Here is a 21,091-nt window from a genome sequence, read left to right as displayed (position 1 = left end):
CAACCCAAGGAGCCCACCATGAACAACAAGACTGTCGCCTTCATCACCCTCGCGCTGGCTTTCGTGCTGGCCGGCTGCAACACCGTCAAGGGCATGGGCCAGGACGTGCAGCGCGCGGGCGGCGCCATTGAGCGCGCAGCCAACAAGTAACAGGCAGACCATGCAGAAATTCACCGTGCACAAAGGCCTCGTGGCCCCGATGGACCGCGAGAACGTCGATACCGACGCCATCATCCCCAAGCAGTTCCTCAAGTCGATCAAGAAGACGGGCTTTGGCCCCAACCTGTTCGACGAGTGGCGCTACCTGGACAAGGGCGAGCCCGGCATCCCCGAAAGCCAGCGCAAGCCCAACCCCGACTTCGTGCTGAACCAGCCGCGCTACCAAGGCGCCAGCATCCTGCTGGCCCGCAAGAACTTCGGCTGCGGCTCCAGCCGCGAGCACGCGCCCTGGGCGCTGGACCAGTACGGCTTTCGTGCCATCATCGCGCCGAGCTTTGCCGACATCTTCTTCAACAACTGCTTCAAGAACGGCCTCCTGCCCATCGTGCTGCCCGAGGCGACGGTGGCCCAGCTGTTCGACGAAGTGGCGGCCTTCCCCGGCTACCAGCTCACCATCGACCTGGAGCGCCAGGTGATCGTGCGGCCCCAGGGCGAGGAGATTCCGTTCGATATCGTGCCCTTCCGCAAGTACTGCCTGCTCAACGGTTTTGACGACATTGGCCTGACCCTGCGCCAGTCGGACAAAATCAAGGCCTTCGAGGCCGAGCGCCTGGCGACCAAGCCTTGGCTGGCACACACCATGGCAGCCTGAACGGTTATTTCAAGCCAAATTGGCCTCCAGCGCTTGCTATACAAGCGCTGGCAGCTATCACTTTTGAAGCAAAGCAAACCAACCCATGAAAATCGCAGTGTTGCCGGGTGACGGCATTGGCACCGAAATCGTCGCCGAGGCCGTCAAGGTCCTGGAAGTGCTGGACCTGAAATTCGAGATGGAGTCCGCCCTGGTCGGCGGCGCCGCCTACGAAGCCCATGGCCACCCGCTGCCCGAATCCACCCTCAAGCTCGCCAAGGAAGCCGACGCCGTGCTGTTCGGCGCCGTAGGCGACTGGAAATACGACAAGCTCGACCGGCCTCTGCGCCCCGAGCAGGCCATCCTGGGCCTGCGCAAGAACCTGGGCCTGTTCGCCAACTTCCGCCCCGCCATCTGCTACGAGCAGCTGGTGGGCGCATCGAGCCTCAAGCCCGAGCTGATCGCGGGCCTGGACATCCTCATCATCCGCGAGTTGACGGGCGACATCTACTTCGGCCAGCCCCGTGGCCGCCGCACAGCCGTGGATGGACACTTCCCCGGCGCCGACGAAGCCTTCGACACCATGCGCTACTCGCGCCCCGAAATCGAGCGCATCGCCCGTGTGGCCTTTGAAGCCGCCCGCAAGCGGGGCAAGAAGGTCACGAGCGTGGACAAGGCCAACGTGCTGGAGACCTTCCAGTTCTGGAAGGACGTGGTCACGGAGGTGCACAAGGACTACCAGGACGTGGAACTGGAGCACATGTACGTGGACAACGCCGCCATGCAGTTGGTGAAGAAACCCAAGGCCTTCGACGTGATCGTGACGGGCAACATGTTCGGCGACATCTTGTCCGACGAAGCCTCGATGCTCACCGGCTCCATCGGCATGCTGCCCTCGGCCAGCCTCAACAGCAGCAACCAGGGCCTGTACGAGCCCAGCCACGGCAGTGCCCCCGACATCGCCGGCAAGGGCGTGGCCAACCCGCTGGCCACCATCCTGAGCGCCGCGATGATGCTGCGCTTCAGCCTGAACCAGGAAGAAGCCGCCCAGCGCATCGAGAACGCGGTCAAGAACGTGCTGGCCCAAGGCCTGCGCACGCCCGACATCTACAGCGAGGGCACGACGAAGGTCGGCACGGCGCAAATGGGGGATGCGGTGGTGAAGGCGCTATCCGCGCAATGAGGCAGGCCCGCCCTGGGCAACCCAAGAAAGCGCCGCCGTTGCGGCGCTTTTTTGATGGCGCGCGGGCCCGCCGGTCGACCAGCCTATCACCCACTGTCTCCAGAAAACATCGGAAAAGCCAGGAACGGCGAGCAAAACCCGCGAAAAGCAGCCCGCACACCGCGAGGCAGCTGCGCCGCCAAGCTTATCCGCTACAATCCCGCCCTATGTTTGCCGCCCGCCCGTTCGCCCTGAACACCGCTACTGCCGCCCTGGCAGGCGTGGCCGTGCGCGCAATCACCACCAAAACCACGACCATTAAGGGCTGACCCAGCTCCGGTATCGTCGTGCGCCCTCCCTGGCCCAGACGAGCCGGGGCAGAAGTCAGTCCCGGTCGGGCACTGTTTCTTACACTGAAAAGGGGCGTTAAATGAGCAAGTTGGTAGGGTTGGTCGGCTGGCGCGGCATGGTCGGCTCGGTTCTGATGGACCGCATGGAACAAGAGAAGGACTTCGATCTGATCGAGCCCATGTTCTTCTCCACGTCGAACGCAGGCGGCAAGGCGCCCGCCCAGGCGAAGAACGAGACCACGCTGCAGGACGCGTTCAACATTGATGCTCTCAAGCGCTGCGAGATCATCATCACCGCCCAGGGTGGCGACTACACCAACGAGATCTATCCCAAGCTGCGCGCTGCCGGCTGGAACGGCCACTGGATCGACGCGGCCTCGTCCCTGCGCATGGAGAAGAACGCGGTCATCGTCCTCGACCCCGTGAACATGCCAGTCATCAAGAATGCCCTGGCCAACGGCGGCAAGGACTGGATCGGCGGCAACTGCACCGTGAGCTGCATGCTGATGGGGGTGGGCGCGCTGTACAAGGCCGGCCTTGTGGAATGGATGAGCACCCAGACCTACCAGGCCGCCAGCGGTGGCGGTGCCCAGCACATGCGCGAGCTGCTCACGCAGTACGGCACGCTGAACGCCGAAGTGCGGTCGCTGCTCGACGACCCCAAGAGCGCCATCCTGGAGATCGACCGCAAGGTGATCGCCAAGCAACGCGCCCTCACTGATGCCGAGACCGCGAACTTCGGCGTGCCCCTGGGCGGCTCGCTGATCCCCTGGATCGACAAGGACTTGGGCAACGGCATGTCCAAGGAAGAATGGAAGGGCATGGCCGAGACCAACAAGATCCTCGGCCAGGGGGAAGGCTTCGACTCTGCCGCCGTGCCTGTGGACGGGTTCTGCGTGCGTGTGGGCGCGATGCGCTGCCATAGCCAGGCGCTGACCTTCAAGCTCAAGAAGGATGTGCCGGTAGCCGACATCGAAGCCATGATCGCCGCCGACAACGAGTGGGTGAAGGTAGTGCCCAACACGCGTGAAGCTACCATCCGCGACCTGACGCCTGTCGCCGTGACCGGCACAATGACCATCCCCGTGGGCCGCATCCGCAAGCTGGCCATGGGGCCGGAATACGTGGGCGCGTTCACCATTGGCGACCAGCTGCTGTGGGGCGCGGCCGAGCCGCTGCGCCGCATGCTGCGCATCTTGTTAGACGCTTGATCGGGCATCTTCTAAAAAGCGCGCACAGCCCGGCTGTGCGCGCTTTTTTGCGCCCGACACCTTGACACAGTCAGTTACGTCACGTTGGCATTTGGCAACATGTTGATGCACCACTTTGGGGCATGAATGCCACGCTGAAAGCTTCTACAGCACCTCAGCTTGTCAGTGCAAAACATTGATGCTATGGTGCTTTTTACATATTTTCACGCGCCGGGGCGGGACCAGACCATGAGAAAAAAAGTACCGCTCGACCGAGCCGCACACAAACCTAATCAGCTGTTGGCAAACATGCATCGTTGGAAATTCTCTGCGTTGGCGGCTGCGGCCGTGGCATCGGTCGGCTTTTACGCAACCGACGCTTCGGCTCTGGCACTGGGCCGCATTACCGTGCAGTCTGCCTTGGGCGAACCCTTGCGCGCCGAAATCGACCTGCCCCAAATCACCCCGGCAGAAGCAGAAACCCTCAAGGCCACCACCGCCACGCCGGAAGTCTTCCGCGCCCAGGGCATGGAATACACCCCGGCGATCAACAACCTGCGGATCCAGCTGCAGCGGCGTCCGGATGGCACGGCCGTACTGCGCCTGTCCAGCGATCGCCCGGTGAATGATCCCTTCCTTGATCTCGTCCTGGACGCCAACTGGGGCTCAGGCCGCATCGTGCGCAGCTACACGATGCTGTTCGACCCGCCAGCCATGCGCCGCACGGCGCCCGCGGTGACGGCGTCGCCGCAAATCTCCGCCCCCGCTGCGCCGCCAGCCCCCGCCGTGCGCGCACCTCGCTCCAGCGACAGCCAGGCCGCGGCACCAGCCACAGCCCCTGCGCCGCGCCCATCGGCCGCCCCCACCACCCGCCCTGCCCCTGCCGACGGAGTCAAGGTCCAGGCGGGCGACACGGCCGGCCGGATCGCCAATGCGCATCGCCCTGCCAACGTATCGCTCGACCAGATGCTGGTCGCCATGATGCGCGCCAACCCCGACGCGTTCATCCAGGGCAACGTCAACCGCCTCCGCGCTGGTGCCGTGCTGCAGATGCCCGATGAGGCTGCGGCGCAGGCCACACCGGCCCCCGAGGCCCGCCAGATCCTGGCCGCCCAGGCGCGTGACTTCAACGAATTCCGTCGCAAGTTGGCGGGCGCAGCCCCCAGCGCGGCGGTTGCCGCGGCTGAGCGTTCTGCATCCGGCACGGTGCAGGCCCGGGTGGACGAGAAGAAGCCCGCCACTGCCGCCCCTGACAAACTCACCCTGTCCAAGGGCTCGGTCAAGGGCCAGAAGGCGGCCGAAGACCAGCTCGCCAAGGACAAGCAAGCCAGCGAGGCCGCTACCCGCATGGCGGAGTTGTCGAAGAACATTACCGACCTGAACAAGATCGGTGCGGCTTCAGCCCCGCCCGGCAGCCCGGCGCCTGCAGCCCCGGCTGCCGCTGCCAGCGCCCCTGCAGGCGTTGCGGTACAGGCCCCGGCCGTGCCGGCGACGCCCACAGCCCCGGCGGCCCCCGAAACACCGGCGCCCGCTCCCACCAGTGATACGGCCAGCGCACCCGCTGCAGCCGCGCCCGCCGAAGCAGCCTCCGAGCCGGCTTCAGCCGCTGCACCTGCGCCTGCGCCGGTGGCCTCAGCACCAGCGCGTCCGGCGCCCAAGCCAATGCCCGCGCCTGCACCCGTGGAAGAGCCAGGGTTCCTCTCGGGCCTGATGGATGACCCGATTCTTCCGCTGGCCGGTGGCGGCCTGCTGGCCCTCTTGCTGGGTTATGGGGCCTACCGTGTGGTGCAGCGCCGTCGGCAAAATGGCGGTGTCGACAGCTCGTTCCTGGAAAGCCGCATTCAGCCCGACTCGTTCTTCGGCGCCAGTGGCGGGCAGCGCGTGGACACGGCCAACAGTGAAATGACCACGGGCTCCTCCATGGCCTACTCGCCCAGCCAGCTGGACGCGGGCGGCGACGTGGACCCTGTGGCGGAAGCGGATGTGTATCTGGCCTATGGCCGCGATCTGCAGGCGGAGGAAATCCTCAAGGAAGCCGTCCGCCACAACCCCGCCCGGGTTTCCGTGCACGTGAAGCTGGGCGAAATTTATGCCAAGCGCCAGGACCGCAAGGCCCTCGAAGCCGTGGCGGGCGATGTGTTCAAGCTGACGCAGGGCGAAGGCCCGGACTGGAACCGCATTGCGGAGCTGGGCCGGGATCTGGACCCCGACAACCGCCTGTACCAGCCCGGTGGCCGACCCGGCATGGGCGAGGACGAATCTCCCTCACTGCCTCCCGGCGGGTTCCCCAGCACCTTTGCAGGCGCTGGCACGGCGGCGGCAGCCACCGCAGCGTTGCCCCCTGACCTGGATCTGGACCTGGACCTGGACTTGCCTGATGACGCGTTGTCTGACGCGCCGGCGGTGGCTCCCGCACCCGCTGGCGGGTTTGCAGCGGCAGCTGCCGCCGCCGCGGCTGCGGGCGCTGGCGACGCGCGCCGCGCTTCTGCCGAGGACGAGCCACCAACGCTGCGCCCAGGGCTGGACCTGCCCGACCTGCCCTCTGCAACACCCCCGGCAGCCTGGGCCGGCGCGGCACCTGCCGCTGCACCGCTGGCGCCCCCCGCACCGGCTGCGACCGACCTGAGCTTCCCAAGCGCCGATGATCTGACGATGGCACCTTCCGGCCCCATGCCGCTGGCGGGCGCGCCGGCGGATACCGGCCCCATGGACTTTGATCTGGGCGACTTGTCGCTGGACCTCACGGCCCCCTCCAAGCCCATGGCAGCACCCGCCGTGGCAGCACCCGTGCTGCCCCCCGAACTGCCCGATGATGCGGCAGAGCCAGCGCAGGACGACCCGCTGGCAACCAAGCTGGCACTGGCGGAAGAGTTCAACGCCATCGGCGACACGGATGGCGCCCGCACCTTGATCGAAGAAGTGGTGGCGGAATCCAGCGGGGCGCTCAAGACCCGGGCCCAGCGCATGCTGGCTGAACTGGGCTGATGCAGCCGGATCATCGTCCTTCCAGCGCATCCCACGCCTTCACCCCGGCCCCTCCCATGACCCGGGTGGCGCTGGGGGTCAGCTACAACGGCCAGGCATACAGCGGCTGGCAAAGCCAGCTGTCTGGCAACACAGTGCAAGACAAGCTTGAAGCGGCCCTGGGCCGCTTTGCTACGCACCCTGTGAGCACGCTGTGCGCGGGCCGTACCGACGCCGGTGTGCATGGCCTGATGCAGGTCGTGCACTTCGACACCCCGCTTCAGCGCCCCGCGGCATCCTGGGTGCGGGGCACCAACACCTTCCTCCCCACCGACATCGCTGTGCAATGGGCTCAGCCCGTGCCCGACGCGTTTCACGCCCGCGCCAGCGCTGTGGCTCGCCGCTATGCGTATGTGCTGCTGCAATCCCCCGTGCGCCCCAGCGTGGACGCCGGCCGCGTGGGCTGGGTTTTCCATCCGCTGGACGAGGCGGCCATGCGCCGGGCCGCAGACTATCTGCTGGGCGAGCACGATTTCACATCGTTTCGCGCTTCTGCCTGCCAGGCGAAGTCCCCGGTCAAGCAATTGCAGCGCATCGACATCACGCGTCGAGGCGTGGGCGAGCCCCATCCAGAGCTGGGCTGGAGCCCCTGCTATTGGCGCTTTGAGTTCCAGGCGAACGCATTCCTGCACCACATGATTCGCAACATCATGGGATGCCTGATCGCGGTCGGCCAGGGCAGCCAGCCACCGGAATGGGTGCAACAGGTCCTCGCGGCCAAATCGCGTGATGCTGCGGCCCCGACGTTCTCTCCGGACGGGCTGTACTTCCAGGGCCCCGTCTACGACGCCGCCTGGGGCTTGCCCCAGCGCACGGCTGCGTATGATTGGCTGCCATGACGACACCCGCCCCCAAGCTTCCGGCTTCACGCAGTTCAGCCCCCCCCGCTCCGCGCACCCGCGTCAAGATCTGCGGCCTGACACGCGAGCAGGACGTAGACGCCGCCGTGGCAGCAGGCGCCGATGCCGTCGGGTTTGTGCTTTACGCGCCCAGCCCCCGCGCCGTAACGCCGGAGCGCGCGGCCGAGCTGGCGCGGCGCCTGCCACCCTTTGTCACGCCCGTGCTGCTCTTCGTCAACGAAGAAGCGTCCAAAGTGATAGCAGCTTGCGCCCGTGTACCGGGCGCCATCGCTCAATTCCATGGCGATGAATCTCCGCAAGATTGCCTCGCGGCCACCAGCCAGGGCGCACGGCTGTTCCTGCGCGCAGCACGAATTCCCCTGGGCGACGGCGCGGCGCGCTTCGACCTCGTAAAATACGCCCACGATTACTCCCACGCCCAGGCCATCCTGCTCGACGCCCATGTCGAGGGTTATGGCGGCGGCGGCAAGGCATTCAATTGGTCACTCCTTCCACCAAGCGTCAGCTCTCACCTCGTTTTGTCTGGTGGACTCACGCCTGCAAACGTGACCGATGGCATTTTGCAAGTCCGCCCGCGTTGCACCACGCTGGCGGTTGATGTGAGCTCCGGCGTCGAAGCCGATGGCCCTGATGGCAAGCCCATCAAGGGCATCAAGGACGCCGACAAGATCCAACGCTTCGTTGCCGCCGTGCGCGCGGCCGATGCACAACTTGCAAAGAACCCGCATGAATTCCTATCAGCAACCTGATGCTTCGGGCCATTTCGGCCCCTATGGCGGCAGCTTCGTGAGTGAGACCCTCACCCACGCGATTGCCCAGCTGCGCGAGGCCTACGCCCGCTACCAGAACGACCCCGAGTTCCTCGCGGAATTCGAGTACGAGCTCAAGCATTTCGTGGGCCGCCCTTCGCCCGTGTACCACGCGGCCCGCACCAGCCGCGAGCTGGGCGGCGCACAGATCTACCTCAAGCGCGAAGACCTCAACCACACCGGCGCTCACAAGATCAACAACGTGATCGGCCAGGCCATGCTCGCCAAGCGCATGGGCAAGCCCCGCGTGATCGCAGAGACCGGCGCCGGCCAGCATGGCGTGGCCACGGCCACCATCTGCGCGCGCTACGGCCTGGAGTGCGTGGTCTACATGGGCAGCGAAGACGTCAAGCGCCAGAGCCCCAACGTGTTCCGCATGAAGCTGCTGGGCGCCACCGTAGTGCCGGTCGAGTCGGGCAGCAAGACGCTGAAAGACGCGCTCAACGAGGCCATGCGCGACTGGGTGGCCAATGTGGACAACACCTTCTACATCATCGGCACCGTGGCCGGCCCACATCCCTACCCGATGATGGTGCGCGACTTCCAGAGCGTGATTGGCAAGGAAGCCATCGAGCAGATGCCCAGCATGCTGGCGGACCAGAAGATTGCGGCCCAGCAGCCCGACGCCGTGATCGCATGCGTGGGCGGCGGCAGCAACGCCATGGGCATCTTCCACCCCTACATCCCATTCGAGAAAACGCGCCTGATCGGCGTGGAGGCCGCAGGCGAAGGGCTTGACAGCGGCAAGCATTCCGCCAGCCTGCAGCGCGGCAGCAGCGGCGTGCTGCACGGCAACCGCACCTTCATCCTGCAGGACGCCAACGGGCAAATTACCGAAACGCACAGCATCAGCGCGGGCCTGGACTACCCCGGCGTGGGCCCCGAGCACGCGTGGTTGCAGGAGATCGGCCGCGCCGAGTACGTCGGTATCACCGATCAGGAGGCGCTGGCCGCCTTTCACTTCCTGTGCCGCACCGAAGGCATCATCCCCGCGCTGGAATCCAGCCACGCCTTTGCCTACGCCATGAAGCTGGGCAAGACCATGCGTCCGGACCAATCCATCCTGGTCAACCTCTCGGGCCGAGGCGACAAGGACATCGGCACCGTGGCCGACCTGTCGGGCGAGGATTTCTACGACCGCCCATCCATGCGCGGTCTGACTGTCAAGGGCGCCCCAGGAGACGCCAAGCCATGAGCCGCATAGCGACCACTTTTGAACAGCTGAAAGCCCAGGGCCGCAAGGCACTGATTCCTTATGTCACGGCCGGCTTCCCGTTTGCCGACATCACGCCAGCGCTCATGCACGGCATGGTCGACGCGGGAGCCGACGTGATCGAACTGGGCGTGCCCTTCTCCGACCCCATGGCCGACGGGCCCGTCATCCAGAAGGCGGGCGAAAAGGCCCTGAGCCTGGGCGTGGGCATGGTGCAGGTGCTCGACCACGTGCGCGAGTTCCGCAAGCGCAACAGCACCACGCCGGTGGTGCTGATGGGCTATGCCAACCCCGTGGAGCGCTACGACCAGATCCACGGCGAGGGCGCCTTTGTGAAGGACTGCGCTGCCGCCGGCGTGGATGGCGTGCTCATCGTGGACTACCCGCCCGAGGAATGCGAAGCCTTCGCCGCCAGCCTGCGCGCGCACGGCATGGACCTGATCTTCCTGCTGGCCCCCACCAGCACGGATGAACGCATGACCCAGGTGGCGCGCGTGGCCAGCGGCTATGTCTACTACGTGTCGCTCAAGGGCGTGACCGGCTCGGGCGCGCTTGACACCTCGGCCGTGGAGCAGATGCTGCCCCGCATCCGCGAGCACGTCCAGATTCCGGTGGGCGTGGGCTTCGGCATCCGCGACGCGGCGACGGCGCAGGCCATCGGCAAGGTGGCGGATGCCGTGGTCATCGGCAGCCGCATCATCCAGCTGATCGAAGACCAGGAGCACGCCAAGGTGGTGCCCCTGACCATCGACTTCCTGCGCGGCATCCGCAAGGCGCTGGACGCGTAAAATAAAACGCGTCCCCCTGAGCGGCTTTGCCGCTTCTCCCTTCTCTCGCGCTCCGCGCGGGAAGGGGGACGGCGGGGCGGCCCTTGCGCGGGAGCCCTGGCCCTTGGGCTGCGCCAATTCGAGGCCGTGCCGCCAATGGCCCATTCAAACAGAGGAAAACCATGTCCTGGCTCGAAAAACTTCTGCCCTCCAAGATCCAGCAAACCGACCCTACCGAGCGCCGCCAGGTGCCCGAAGGCCTGTGGATCAAGTGCCCGAGCTGCGAAACGGTGCTCTACAAGGCCGACCTGGAACACAACCAGAACGTCTGCCCCCACTGCAGCCACCACCACCGCATTGGCGCCCGTGCGCGCCTCGATGCCTTTTTGGACGCCGAAGGCCGCTACGAGATCGGCCAGGAAGTGCTGCCAGTGGATGCCCTCAAGTTCAAGGACAGCCGCAAGTACCCCGAGCGCCTGAAGGAAGCCCTGGAGAACACCGGTGAGACCGACGCGCTCATCGTCATGGGCGGCGCGGTCAAGAGCATCAACGTGGTTGCGGCCTGCTTCGAGTTCGATTTCATGGGCGGGTCCATGGGTTCCGTGGTGGGCGAGCGCTTCGTGCGCGGCGTGGAAACCGCCATCGAGCAGAAGGTACCCTTCATCTGCTTCACCGCCACAGGCGGTGCGCGCATGCAGGAAGGCCTGCTGTCACTCATGCAGATGGCCAAGACCAACGCCGCCCTCACCCGCTTGGCCAAGAAGGGCCTGCCCTACATCAGCGTGCTGACCGACCCGACCATGGGCGGGGTGAGCGCCGGCTTTGCCTTTGTGGGCGACATCGTGATTGCCGAACCCAAGGCCCTGATCGGCTTTGCCGGCCCCCGCGTGATCGAATCCACCGTGCGTGTGACCCTGCCCGAAGGCTTCCAGCGTGCCGAATTCCTGCAAACCAAGGGCGCCGTGGACTTCATCTGCGACCGCCGTGAGTTGCGCAACACCGTGGCCAGCAGCCTGGCCATGCTTCAGCGCCTGCCGGCTGATGCGGTGATGTAAGCCATCCCGTGGGGGAAGGGCCCTGCCAAGGCCCACCCCAAGAGATTTGCTACTTTTTTGATAGCTCTCAGCGCTTTCCAGATAAGCGCGAGAGGCATATTTCCTTCAAGGCTTACTATGCTCGCCCGCCGCACAGCACGCGGCCGCTGAAACTGGGCGCGGCCCGAGCCAGTGAGAGCAAGCAAGGGCCGCCCCGCCGCGAGGGCCCCGTCCCCCTTGGGGGGCTGAGGGCCGCGGCGCCAAGCCTGCCTGCGCAGGCTTGGACGTGCCCGAAGAGCTGCCGCCTCTGGCGGAGGCACCGAGGCGACTCAGGGGGCTATCGCATCACGCTGGCCTGCAGATGGCCCAGCACGATCATCACCACCTGCAGCAGCACCAGCACCGCCAGCGGTGACAGGTCGATGCCCCCCACCAAAGGGATGATGCGGCGAAAGGGGCGGAGGATGGGCTCGCACAGCCGGGCGATCACGTCCGCCAGCGGCGAACGTGCCTGCACCCACGACATCACGGCATGGACGATCAACAAGCCGATCAGCCCCGACACCGCCACGCGGGCCAGGCCGAACAGCGCCAGCCAGGGCAACCAGGCCCAGGCCGAGGCGGCGCCCAGCATCAGCGTCAGCAACAAGTACTGCGCCAGCTGGATCAGTACGGCGGCAACCAGGCTGGAAATGTCCCACCGCCCCACCGGTGGAATCACGCGGCGCAACGGCAGGATGAGCCAGTCTGTCAGCGCAAAAACCAGTCCGCCGACAGGGTTGCCAAACGGCACCCGTTGCCACTGCATGTACAGGCGCAACAGGCAGGCTCCCGTGAGCAGGCCACCAACAACGTCGAGCAGGAAGGAAGCGATCTGGTAGAGCATGGATGAGACAAAGCCAAGGGGCCGCTGCGAAAGCAGGCTGTGCCATGGGATGATAGCGGGCCAAGGCGCTTCACCGTTCATGACCTCCCCCCTCACCCTGTCATCGCTGCCCCTTTTCCCCCTGAGCTCCGTGCTGTTCCCCGGCGGCCATCTGGCCCTGCGCGTTTTTGAGGTGCGCTACCTGGACATGGTGCGCAAATGCCATCAGGCGGGCGCGCCGTTTGGTGTGGTAGCCCTGACGCAGGGCCGCGAAGTGCGTCAGCCGGGTGCGCCCGCGGAGCAGTTCAATGAGGTGGGCACCCTTGCCGTGATCGAGCAATTGGAGACGCCCCAGCCCGGGCTGATCACCCTGGTGTGCCGAGGCGCCCAGCGCTTTCACATCACACGGCGCAGCCACCTGCCCCATGGCCTGTGGATCGCCGACATCGAGCAGATCGACGAAGACCTGGCCGTGCCGGTGCCGGACGACCTCAAGAAGGCCGCAGCTGCGCTCGACCGCGTGCTCAGCACACTGCAGCAGCGCGACCCCGAAACGGCCACCGCCATCGTCCCTTCGGCCGCGCAGCTGAACGACTGCGGCTGGGTCGCCAACCGCTGGTGCGAACTGCTGCCGGTGCCATTGGAGCTCAAGCAGCGCCTGATGGAGCTGGACAACCCCCTGGTGCGCCTGGAACTGGTGGGGGACGTGCTGGAGCGGACGGGAATCGCAGAGTGATCGAGCGACGCTCCACCCTCGGCCAGTCAGCAGTGCTGGAACACATTCTTTCCTGGCACCGGACCACCAAGCGCCTGTTTGTTGCCGCCCTGGACGCGGGCATGGGCGTGTTCTCGATGTGGGTGGCCTTCACGCTGCGGCTGGATACGCTGCACTGGCCCGAGGGCAACCAGTGGATTGCCTACATCCTGGCCCCGGTGCTGGCCTTTCCGGTGTTGATGAACCTGGGCCTGTACCGCGCCATCTTCCGCTATACCGGCATGCAGGCGCTGCTCACCACGGGCAAGGCCGTCGGCATCTATGGGGCACTGCTGCTGGCCATTCTGCTCATTGGCAAGTGGGAAGGCATCCCGCGCAGCGTGGGCTTTCTCCAGCCCCTCATCTTCCTGCTGCTGGTGGGTGCCAGCCGTTCGCTGGGCTGGCTTTGGCTGGCGGGGCGCAGCACGGCCGCGCCCCATCGCCTGCTGATCTATGGCGCCGGGGCCGCCGGCGCCCAGACGGCCGCAGGCCTGGTGAGCGCGCGCAACTACCGGCTGCAGGCCTTTGCCGACGACGACCCCAGCAAGGTCGGGCGCAGCATCAATGGTGTCCGTGTCTATGCACCCCAGGCCCTGCCGGCCACCGTGCAGCGGCTGGGCATCACCGACGTGTTGCTGGCCCTGCCCAGCGCGCCGCGCCAACGTCGCCAGCAGATCATCGAAAACCTTCGTGAACTGCCCGTGCGCATCCGCACGCTGCCCGGCCTGACCGACCTGGCCAGCGGCAAGGTGACGATCACCGACTTCCAGGACCTCGACATCGAAGACCTGCTCGGGCGCCCCCCCGTCGCGCCCGACCTGCCCCTGATGCAGCGGCACATCGCAGGCCAGACCGTGATGGTGACTGGCGCGGGCGGAAGCATCGGCAGCGAACTGTGCCGCCAGCTGGCCCAGCTGGGCGTGGCGGAGCTGCTGCTGGTGGAACACAGCGAATTCGCGCTGTACAGCATTCACCAGGAGCTGCAGGCGCTGGCGCAGCAGGGTGTGGTGGCGTGCAAGCTGACCCCGCTGCTGGCCAACGTGAACAACCTGCAGCGCATGAGCGAGCTTTGCCGGCTTCACCGCCCGGCGCACATCTACCACGCAGCGGCCTACAAGCACGTGCCGATGGTGGAAGCGAACGCGGGCGAGGGCGTCCAGAACAACGTGTTCGGCACGCTCAACATGGTGCGCGCAGCCCTGGAGCACGGCGTGGGGCATTTTGTGCTGGTCTCTACCGACAAGGCGGTGCGCCCCACCAACATCATGGGGGCCAGCAAGCGCGTGGCAGAACTGGTGTTGCAAGCCATGGCGCACGCCACCGAGCCGCCGTTTGCCGAGGGGCAAGCCGCCGCCCCCGCCGCCTCACGCGCGCCGGGCACCTGGCGCAGCCCCACCCGGTTTTCGATGGTCCGGTTTGGCAATGTTCTGGGCTCCAGCGGCAGCGTGATACCGCTGTTTCGCCAGCAGATTGCGCACGGCGGGCCAGTCACCGTGACGCACCCTGAAGTGACCCGCTACTTCATGACCATCCCCGAAGCCGCGCAACTCGTGCTGCAGGCGGGCGCCATGGCCGAGGGCGGCGACGTGTTCGTGCTGGACATGGGCGAGCCCATCCGCATCCTGGAGCTGGCGCGGCGCATGGTGGCGCTCGCGGGCCTGACTGTGCGCAGCAACCAGCACCCGAGCGGTGATATCGACATCACTTTCACCGGCCTGCGGCCGGGCGAAAAGCTGTATGAGGAACTGCTGATCGGCGACAACCCGCTGCCCACCGGGCACCCGCGCATCCTGCGGGCGCAGGAGGAGCGCTTTGAGTGGCACGTGCTGCAAGCCCGACTAGGCGAGCTGGAAGCGGCCGTGCAGAGTGGCGAACTGCAGCGCATGCGCGCGCTGCTCAAGGCCCTGGTGCCCGGCTACCAGCCCGAAGCGGCGGGCGGCCAATGATGCGGCCCCGCGCGCACCGCATCTGACGAGCAGGCCATGACATCCGGTCTTCTCCAGGCCACCGCCCTGCTGTTCACGGGCAGTGTGGCGGCACATGCACTGCCATTGTTGCTGGGGCCGGCGCTCACGCGGCTCTACAGCCCCGAGACATTCGGGCAATTCGCACTGCTGTGGGCCGCGGCCACCAACGTGGCTGTGGTGGCATGTGCACGGTATGACCATGCGCTTCCGCTGGAGCGCGACGACACCCAGGCGGTGCATCTGCTCGCGCTGTGCGCGGCCGTTCTGGGGGGTGTCGCACTGGCGAGCCTGGCCGCTTCGGCGGCCCTGGTGGCGTCGGGCCACTCCACCCGCTACGCCTGGCTCGCCCCGGCCGTGGTGGCGCTCGCAGCGGTGCAGGCGCTCACGCTCTGGGCCACACGGGGCGAACGCTGGCGGTCGCTGTCGCTGGCGCGGCTGGCGCAATACGGAGGCGGCGCGGCGCTGCAGCTGGGGCTGGGCTGGTGGGTGGGCGGGCTGCTGGGCCTGTGCCTGGGTGCCGTGGCCGCAACGCTGGTGGCGGCCTGGCTGCTCGCGCGGCCCGCGCCGCCTGGTGGATGGGGCGCCCTGGCACGGGTGCCTATGAGCGCACTCAAAGCCCAGGCCGTCAAGCACCGCGACTTTCCGCTGCTCAACACGCCCCACGCGTTCATGGGCGCGCTGCAGGACACGCTGACGCTCGTCGCGCTCACGGCCTTTACGGGCGATGCCGCAGCGGGCCTGTGGGCGCTTTCGCTGCGCTACCTGAAGGCACCCGCCACCCTGCTCGGCGGCGCGCTGTCGCAGGCGCTGTACCCCCGCCTGGTGCAGGCGCCGGATGCGGCCTCGGCCCGGCGCGCCGTGCGCCGCAGCATGGTGGCGCTGGCGGCGCTGGCGCTGGCGCTCATGGTCGTCCTGCTGGTGGGGGGACCGGCACTGTTCACCTTTTTCTTTGGCCCCGCATGGGCGGGCGCAGGCGAACTGGCCCGCGCACTGGCGCCCTACATCGCGCTGCACTTCATCGCATCGCCGCTGGCCGTGACCACGCTGGCCTGGCGCGCGCAAGGCTGGGCGTTGCGCCTGGCGCTGGCCGGACAGGTGGCCTACTTTGCGGGGCTGCTGGGCGGGCTGGCGCTGGGGGGCCTGACGGGGGCCGCATGGGGCCTGTCTGCGTCTATGCTGCTGTACTTTGCCTACTACTTCTGGGCCATTGCCACCTGGAGGAACATTCCGCATGAGAGCCTGGCTTAACCGCTGGCGCCGCCGCTGGTGGCGCGCCCTGTTCCACCGCATGGTGTTTGGCGAGCGCGCGGCGGATGGCACCCTGCTGGCCCACACCCGCATTGCGCCCAGCACATGCATTGACGGCGAGGAGGGGCTGACCCTGGCCGATCACGTGTTCATCGGGCAGTTCAATTTTCTCGACGCAGCGGGCGGCCTCAAGATCGACGAAGGCGCCCAGATCACGAATTTCGTGAGCATCGTCACGCACAGCTCGCACCGGGCCGTGCGCCTGATGGGGCGCTCGTACGCCACCCATGCAGCCCCGGCCCAGGAGCGGCCGGGGTACCGGCTGGGCAGCGTGCACATCGGTGCCTACGCCTTCATCGGCCCGCACAGCCTCGTCGAGCCGGGCAGCCGCATTGGCAAGGGCGCCGTGGTGTGCGCCTACGCGCAGGTGCGCGGCGAGGTACCGGACTTCGCCATCGTGGCCGGCCAGCCGGCCCGCGTGGTGGGCGATGTGCGCACCCGGGACGCCGTGCTGCTGGCCCAGTACCCCGACATGGCCGAGCACTATCGTGCCTGGGCCGGCGAACCGCCCCGCGCTCGGCATCCCGACGCCGCTGCGCCCACCGTTTGACCATGCGCCCCATCCACCTGTGCCTCCTGGGCGATGCCACCAGCCCCCACATCCAGCGCTGGGCGCGCGAAATGCGAGCGCGCCAGTACCGGGTATCGCTCGTCACGGCACGGCCCGCGCCCATCGATGGCGTGGAGCAGCACTTGCTGCGCCCCGTGCGCCGCTCGGCCCAATGGCTGCTGCGGGCAGGCGAGGCACGCCGCGCCATTGAGAACCTGGCACCCGACATCGTGCACGCGCACTACACCACGTCCTACGGCTACCTGGGGGCGCGCGCGGGGCGGCACCCGCTGGTGATGACGGCCTGGGGCAGCGACCTGCTGGTGACGCCCCACAGCAACCCTTGGATGCGCTGGCTCACGGGCTGGACCCTGCGCCGCGCCGACCTCCTGACCGGCGATTCGCAAAGCCTGGTGGATGCTGCGCACGGCTACCACCCCACGGCGCTCGTGCACTGCATCCATTGGGGGGTAGACCTGGCCCGCTTTGCGCCCGTACCTTGGGATGCCAAGCCCGGCTTCGAAATCGTGAGCCTGCGATCCTGGGAGCCCAACTACAACATCCCCACCATCATCGAAGCGGCGGCGCAGTTGCGGGCTCGGCAACCCACCCTGCCGGTACACCTGCACCTGCTGGGCGGCGGCAGCCAGGAGACCGCCCTGCGCGAGCAGGTGGCGCGGCTGGGCTTATCCCAGATGGTGACTTTCCACGGCCGTCTCGACGACGCCGGCATGGCCCGCGTGCTGGCGCGCTGCAAGGTGTCGGTGTCGGTGCCCACGCAGGACGCGACCTCCGTCTCGGTGCTGGAAAGCATGGCCTGCGGCCTGGCCGTGGTGGCCACGCAGCTGCAGGCCAACGCCCAGTGGCTCGATTCCCGCTGGCTGGTGCCCGACCGCGACAGCACAGCCCTGGCTGACACGCTGAACGCGCTGGCGCAGGAGAGTGCCACAGCCCAGACGACCGGGCAGCGCAACGCCGCCCTGATCCAGCGCGAAGGCGACCGCCAGCTGCAGATGGACCGCATGGATGCGCTGTACCGCCAACTGCTGCAGGGACCCGGGACCAGGGCACGGCGTAATTGAAGGAAAATCGGCCTCTCGCGCTGATCCAACAAGCGCAAGCAGCTACATAAAATATAGCAACCAACCCATGTTCCTGCACCCACCCGAACCCCAGTGCCTGAGCGTCATCGTGCCCTGCCGCAACGAGGCAGCGCACATCGACGCGTTTTGCGACAGCGCGCTGCAGCAGCAGCTGCCCGCAGGCTGGCGCATGGAGGTGCTGGTGGCCGACGGCCGCAGCGACGATGGCACCCGGGAGCGGCTCGCGCAGCGCTGCGCCGCCGACCCCCGCCTGCGCTGGGTGGACAACCCCGGCCGCATCGTCTCCACCGGGCTGAACGCCTGCTTGCGAGAAGCCCGCGGCAGCGTGATCGCGCGGCTGGACGTGCACACCCGCTTCGCGCCCGACTACCTGGCCGAATGCCTGGCCGCCCTCGCGCGCACGGGTGCCGACAACGTGGGCGGCCCGTGGGTCGCAGAGGGCCATGGCCCCATGGGCTGCGCGATTGCTGCAGCCTTCCAGAGCCGCTGGGTGGTAGGCGGCGCCCGCTCGCGCGACCAAGCCTACGAAGGCCCCGTGGACACCGTGTACCTGGGCTGCTGGCCCCGCGCCACGCTGGAGCGCTTTGGCGGCTTTGACGAAACCCTGGTGCGCAACCAGGACGACGAGCACAACCTGCGGCTGCGCCTGGGCGGTGCACGCATCTGGCAGAGCGGGCGCATCCACTCCAGCTACCGGCCGCGCGATTCGCTGCGCCATCTGTTTGCCCAGCAGAGGCAGTACGGCTACTGGCGCCCGTTCGTGATGCGCAAGCACGGCCAGCCCGGGTCGGTGCGGCAACTGGTGCCCGCCGCGTTTGTGGCCGCCCTGCTGGGGCTGCTGGTGATCAGCCCGTGGACGGTCTGGCCGCTGGCGGCCGTTCTGGCGGCGTATACCGCCTACGTGGGCGCGGCCTCGGTGCTGGCCGCGCAAGCCGCAGGCCAGTGGCGTGCCCTGCCCCGCTTGCCAATGGTGATTGCCGCCTACCACGTGGCCTATGGCCTGGGCACTTGGCGGGGGCTCTGGGATGTGGCGCGCCACCAAGCCCCATCGGCTCAATTCGCCCGGATCACGCGATGACCTCGTCCACGCCCACCCCCGCACCCGCTCCCGAAGCCCAGGCCGTGGCCGCGCGCTATGCCCGGCGCGACGCTGCGCAGGACGCGCAGCACTACAGCCTGTACGCCAGCGCATCGGCCCTGCAGGCCCAGCAAGAGCGGCTGCGCACCTGGGTGCAACTGTGGCGCGCGCACGGCTGGCACAACCTGGCGGGCCTGCACTTCACCGAGGTGGGCTGCGGCAGCGGGGGCAACCTGCACGACCTGGTGCGCCTGGGCGCCGAACCGCAGCGCCTTCAGGGCCTGGAACTGCTGCCCGAGCGTGCGGCCCACGCCCGCGCCACGCTGCCCGCTGCGCTGTCGGTGCATGTGGGTGATGCCGCCAGCGCCGCCATCGAACACGGCAGCCAGCACGCCGTGCTGGCCTTCACCCTGTTCAGCTCGCTGCTGGACGCCCGCTTTCGCACCGCGCTCGCCCAGCAGATGTGGCAGTGGGTAGCGCCGGGCGGCGGAGTGCTGGTGTACGACTTTGTTGTCAACAACCCCCGCAACCCCGATGTGCAGGGCATGCCCCTGGCCGAGGTGCGGCGGCTGTTCCCGCACGCCCGGCTGCATTCGCGGCGCATCACGCTGGCGCCCCCCGTGGCGCGCCGCCTGCCGCGCAGCTTGGTCGCGCCCTGCGCAAGCCTGCTGCCGTTCTTACGCACACACCGCCTGACCTGGGCGGTGAAACCGGCCCAACCCTCATGAAAATCACCGTCATTGGCACCGGCTACGTCGGCCTGGTCACCGGAGCTTGCCTGGCCGAAATGGGCAACCAGGTCGTGTGCCTCGACCTCGACGCCGGCCGCATCGCGGCGCTGAACCGGGGCGAGATCCCCATCCACGAGCCCGGCCTGGGCGATGTGGTGGCTCGCAACGCTCAGGCCGGGCGCCTGCGCTTCACCACCGACATCGACACCGCCGTGGCGCACGGCCTGCTGCAGTTCATCGCCGTGGGCACTCCTCCCAGCGAAGACGGCTCTGCCGACCTGCAGCACGTGCTGGCCGCCGCGCGGGCGGTGGCCGAGCGCATGCACGGCTACAAGCTCATCGTCAACAAAAGCACCGTGCCCGTGGGTACGGCGGATGCCGTCGCACGCGAGGTGGAGGGCGTGCTGGCCGCGCGCGGGCTGCCCCCCGACTTTGCCGTGGTGTCGAACCCCGAGTTCCTCAAGGAAGGCTCGGCCGTGCAGGACTTCATGCGGCCCGACCGCGTGATCGTGGGCAGCGACAATGAACGCGCCACCGCCCTCATGCGCACCGTGTACGCGCCTTTCATGCGCAACCGCGAACGGCTCATCGAAATGGATGTGCGCAGCGCCGAGTTCACCAAGTACGCGGCCAACGCCATGCTCGCCACGCGCATCAGCTTCATGAACGAGCTTGCCCTGCTGGCCGAGAAGCTGGGAGCCGACATCGAGCACGTGCGCACCGGCATCGGCTCCGATCCGCGCATCGGCACGCACTTCCTGTACGCCGGTACGGGCTATGGCGGCTCGTGCTTTCCCAAGGACGTGCGCGCGCTCATCCAGACGGCCGAAGGGGCTGGCCAGCCCCTCAAGATCCTGCAGGCCGTGCAGGCGGTGAACCAGCGGCAAAAGTTGGTGCTCATCGACAAGATCGTGGCCCGCTTCGGACCGCGCCTGCAGGGGCGCCGCTTTGCGCTGTGGGGCCTGGCCTTCAAGCCCGGCACCGACGACATGCGCGAGGCTCCCAGCCTCACGGTGATCGAGCAGCTGCTGGCGCGCGGCGCCGAAGTGGTGGCCTACGACCCCGAGGCCATGGCGCAGGCGCAGGCCGCCCTGGGCACGCGTGCGCACCTGCACTTCGCACCCCACGCCGACGCCGCGCTGGTGGGCGCCGACGCGCTGGTCATCGTCACCGAATGGAAAGAATTCCGCAGCCCCGACTTTGCCCACCTGGCCGCCACGCTGAAGCAGCCGGTGGTGTTTGACGGGCGCAACCTGTTCGAGCCCGAAACCCTGCGCGCCGCCGGGCTGGAGCACTACCCCATTGGCCGAGCCGTCACCGTTGCCCGTGCGCCTGACCTCTCCCACGATTCCTGAACCGACGACCATGTCCACCACGCCGTTTTTGCCCTTCGCCCGCCCCGACATCACGGACGCCGAAATCACTGCCGTGACCGAGGCCCTGCGCTCCGGCTGGGTCACCACCGGCCCCGCCACGCGCCAGTTCGAGCAGAACTTTGTCGACTACCTGGGCGGCGGGCTGCAGGCGGTGGCCGTC

General features: G+C 67.6%; 20 protein-coding genes. 19 read left to right on the top strand and 1 reads right to left on the bottom strand.

Going from position 1 to position 21,091, the window contains the following annotated elements; all coding sequences use genetic code 11:
• The first annotated feature begins 18 nt into the window (after window positions 1-18).
• From MRY84_RS09080 to accD, 10 genes are all read left to right on the top strand, one after another.
• Window positions 19-150: an entericidin A/B family lipoprotein gene (locus MRY84_RS09080; protein ID WP_291505405.1), complete on the top strand. Its 132-nt coding sequence runs from the start codon at window positions 19-21 to the stop codon at window positions 148-150.
• A 10-nt stretch (window positions 151-160) separates the two neighbouring features.
• Window positions 161-811 carry a 3-isopropylmalate dehydratase small subunit gene (gene leuD, locus MRY84_RS09075; protein ID WP_291505404.1) on the top strand — a complete coding sequence of 217 codons (651 nt, stop codon included), beginning with the start codon at window positions 161-163 and terminating at the stop codon, window positions 809-811.
• Between the two features lie 85 nt (window positions 812-896).
• Window positions 897-1,973, top strand: coding sequence for a 3-isopropylmalate dehydrogenase (gene leuB / locus MRY84_RS09070; RefSeq protein ID WP_291505403.1), 1,077 nt, complete (start codon window positions 897-899; stop codon window positions 1,971-1,973).
• Between the two features lie 409 nt (window positions 1,974-2,382).
• Window positions 2,383-3,513: an aspartate-semialdehyde dehydrogenase gene (gene asd / locus MRY84_RS09065; protein WP_291505402.1), complete on the top strand. Its 1,131-nt coding sequence runs from the start codon at window positions 2,383-2,385 to the stop codon at window positions 3,511-3,513.
• Between the two features lie 288 nt (window positions 3,514-3,801).
• Window positions 3,802-6,477 carry a FimV/HubP family polar landmark protein gene (locus tag MRY84_RS09060; RefSeq protein WP_291505401.1) on the top strand — a complete coding sequence of 892 codons (2,676 nt, stop codon included), beginning with the start codon at window positions 3,802-3,804 and terminating at the stop codon, window positions 6,475-6,477.
• 56 nt (window positions 6,478-6,533) lie between these two features.
• The gene (gene truA / locus MRY84_RS09055) at window positions 6,534-7,355 is read left to right on the top strand and encodes a tRNA pseudouridine(38-40) synthase TruA (protein ID WP_291505400.1); all 822 of its coding nucleotides are present in this window, start codon (window positions 6,534-6,536) and stop codon (window positions 7,353-7,355) included.
• Entirely contained in the window at window positions 7,352-8,125 is a 774-nt protein-coding gene (locus MRY84_RS09050) for a phosphoribosylanthranilate isomerase (RefSeq protein ID WP_291505399.1), read from the top strand. The genes truA and MRY84_RS09050 overlap by 4 nt, the downstream gene beginning before the upstream one ends.
• Window positions 8,103-9,380: a tryptophan synthase subunit beta gene (gene trpB, locus MRY84_RS09045; protein ID WP_291505398.1), complete on the top strand. Its 1,278-nt coding sequence runs from the start codon at window positions 8,103-8,105 to the stop codon at window positions 9,378-9,380. The genes MRY84_RS09050 and trpB overlap by 23 nt, the downstream gene beginning before the upstream one ends.
• Window positions 9,377-10,186: a tryptophan synthase subunit alpha gene (trpA, locus tag MRY84_RS09040; protein WP_291505397.1), complete on the top strand. Its 810-nt coding sequence runs from the start codon at window positions 9,377-9,379 to the stop codon at window positions 10,184-10,186. Before trpB ends, trpA begins: the two co-directional genes overlap by 4 nt.
• A gap of 161 nt (window positions 10,187-10,347) precedes the next feature.
• Entirely contained in the window at window positions 10,348-11,220 is an 873-nt protein-coding gene (gene accD, locus MRY84_RS09035) for an acetyl-CoA carboxylase, carboxyltransferase subunit beta (protein ID WP_094285898.1), read from the top strand.
• 316 nt (window positions 11,221-11,536) lie between these two features.
• On the opposite strand, the gene MRY84_RS09030 is transcribed toward accD, so the two are convergent.
• Window positions 11,537-12,085, bottom strand: coding sequence for a YggT family protein (locus MRY84_RS09030; protein ID WP_291505396.1), 549 nt, complete (start codon window positions 12,083-12,085; stop codon window positions 11,537-11,539).
• Window positions 12,086-12,164: 79 nt separating this feature from the next.
• On the opposite strand from MRY84_RS09030, the gene MRY84_RS09025 reads away from it, so the two are divergent.
• From MRY84_RS09025 to MRY84_RS08985, 9 genes are all read left to right on the top strand, one after another.
• On the top strand, window positions 12,165-12,800 hold the full coding sequence (locus tag MRY84_RS09025; protein ID WP_291505395.1) for an LON peptidase substrate-binding domain-containing protein: 636 nt from the start codon (window positions 12,165-12,167) through the stop codon (window positions 12,798-12,800).
• 32 nt (window positions 12,801-12,832) lie between these two features.
• Window positions 12,833-14,764 (top strand): nucleoside-diphosphate sugar epimerase/dehydratase, encoded by a 1,932-nt coding sequence (locus MRY84_RS09020; protein WP_291505416.1) that lies wholly within the window; start codon window positions 12,833-12,835, stop codon window positions 14,762-14,764.
• A gap of 36 nt (window positions 14,765-14,800) precedes the next feature.
• Window positions 14,801-16,033 carry an oligosaccharide flippase family protein gene (locus MRY84_RS09015; RefSeq protein WP_291505394.1) on the top strand — a complete coding sequence of 411 codons (1,233 nt, stop codon included), beginning with the start codon at window positions 14,801-14,803 and terminating at the stop codon, window positions 16,031-16,033.
• Window positions 16,017-16,643, top strand: coding sequence for an acyltransferase (locus tag MRY84_RS09010; RefSeq protein ID WP_291505393.1), 627 nt, complete (start codon window positions 16,017-16,019; stop codon window positions 16,641-16,643). The genes MRY84_RS09015 and MRY84_RS09010 overlap by 17 nt, the downstream gene beginning before the upstream one ends.
• A gap of 2 nt (window positions 16,644-16,645) precedes the next feature.
• A complete protein-coding gene (locus MRY84_RS09005; protein WP_291505392.1) occupies window positions 16,646-17,725 on the top strand; it encodes a glycosyltransferase in 1,080 nt (359 codons plus the stop codon).
• A 67-nt stretch (window positions 17,726-17,792) separates the two neighbouring features.
• Complete coding sequence (locus MRY84_RS09000; RefSeq protein ID WP_291505391.1) at window positions 17,793-18,824, top strand: glycosyltransferase family 2 protein; 1,032 nt, start codon at window positions 17,793-17,795, stop codon at window positions 18,822-18,824.
• Entirely contained in the window at window positions 18,821-19,552 is a 732-nt protein-coding gene (locus MRY84_RS08995) for a class I SAM-dependent methyltransferase (protein ID WP_291505390.1), read from the top strand. The genes MRY84_RS09000 and MRY84_RS08995 overlap by 4 nt, the downstream gene beginning before the upstream one ends.
• On the top strand, window positions 19,549-20,910 hold the full coding sequence (locus tag MRY84_RS08990) for a UDP-glucose/GDP-mannose dehydrogenase family protein (protein WP_291505389.1): 1,362 nt from the start codon (window positions 19,549-19,551) through the stop codon (window positions 20,908-20,910). Before MRY84_RS08995 ends, MRY84_RS08990 begins: the two co-directional genes overlap by 4 nt.
• A 10-nt stretch (window positions 20,911-20,920) precedes the next feature.
• Window positions 20,921-21,091: DegT/DnrJ/EryC1/StrS family aminotransferase (locus MRY84_RS08985; protein ID WP_291505415.1), on the top strand; the 171-nt coding region annotated here is incomplete at its 3' end.

Source organism: Acidovorax sp., from assembly GCF_022763525.1.
In the GTDB taxonomy this organism is placed as follows: Bacteria; Pseudomonadota; Gammaproteobacteria; order Burkholderiales; family Burkholderiaceae_C; genus Acidovorax.
This window is presented reverse-complemented; position numbering and strand designations above follow the sequence as displayed.

What these genes read in the sequence shown, in the direction of transcription:
- MRY84_RS09080 (WP_291505405.1), top strand. Translation starts at nt 19, where the DNA reads ATGAACAACAAGACTGTCGCCTTCATCACCCTCGCGCTGGCTTTCGTG.
- leuD (WP_291505404.1), top strand. Translation starts at nt 161, where the DNA reads ATGCAGAAATTCACCGTGCACAAAGGCCTCGTGGCCCCGATGGACCGC.
- leuB (WP_291505403.1), top strand. Translation starts at nt 897, where the DNA reads ATGAAAATCGCAGTGTTGCCGGGTGACGGCATTGGCACCGAAATCGTC.
- asd (WP_291505402.1), top strand. Translation starts at nt 2,383, where the DNA reads ATGAGCAAGTTGGTAGGGTTGGTCGGCTGGCGCGGCATGGTCGGCTCG.
- MRY84_RS09060 (WP_291505401.1), top strand. Translation starts at nt 3,802, where the DNA reads ATGCATCGTTGGAAATTCTCTGCGTTGGCGGCTGCGGCCGTGGCATCG.
- truA (WP_291505400.1), top strand. Translation starts at nt 6,534, where the DNA reads ATGACCCGGGTGGCGCTGGGGGTCAGCTACAACGGCCAGGCATACAGC.
- MRY84_RS09050 (WP_291505399.1), top strand. Translation starts at nt 7,352, where the DNA reads ATGACGACACCCGCCCCCAAGCTTCCGGCTTCACGCAGTTCAGCCCCC.
- trpB (WP_291505398.1), top strand. Translation starts at nt 8,103, where the DNA reads ATGAATTCCTATCAGCAACCTGATGCTTCGGGCCATTTCGGCCCCTAT.
- trpA (WP_291505397.1), top strand. Translation starts at nt 9,377, where the DNA reads ATGAGCCGCATAGCGACCACTTTTGAACAGCTGAAAGCCCAGGGCCGC.
- accD (WP_094285898.1), top strand. Translation starts at nt 10,348, where the DNA reads ATGTCCTGGCTCGAAAAACTTCTGCCCTCCAAGATCCAGCAAACCGAC.
- MRY84_RS09030 (WP_291505396.1), bottom strand. Translation starts at nt 12,085, where the DNA reads ATGCTCTACCAGATCGCTTCCTTCCTGCTCGACGTTGTTGGTGGCCTG.
- MRY84_RS09025 (WP_291505395.1), top strand. Translation starts at nt 12,165, where the DNA reads ATGACCTCCCCCCTCACCCTGTCATCGCTGCCCCTTTTCCCCCTGAGC.
- MRY84_RS09015 (WP_291505394.1), top strand. Translation starts at nt 14,801, where the DNA reads ATGACATCCGGTCTTCTCCAGGCCACCGCCCTGCTGTTCACGGGCAGT.
- MRY84_RS09010 (WP_291505393.1), top strand. Translation starts at nt 16,017, where the DNA reads ATGAGAGCCTGGCTTAACCGCTGGCGCCGCCGCTGGTGGCGCGCCCTG.
- MRY84_RS09005 (WP_291505392.1), top strand. Translation starts at nt 16,646, where the DNA reads ATGCGCCCCATCCACCTGTGCCTCCTGGGCGATGCCACCAGCCCCCAC.
- MRY84_RS09000 (WP_291505391.1), top strand. Translation starts at nt 17,793, where the DNA reads ATGTTCCTGCACCCACCCGAACCCCAGTGCCTGAGCGTCATCGTGCCC.
- MRY84_RS08995 (WP_291505390.1), top strand. Translation starts at nt 18,821, where the DNA reads ATGACCTCGTCCACGCCCACCCCCGCACCCGCTCCCGAAGCCCAGGCC.
- MRY84_RS08990 (WP_291505389.1), top strand. Translation starts at nt 19,549, where the DNA reads ATGAAAATCACCGTCATTGGCACCGGCTACGTCGGCCTGGTCACCGGA.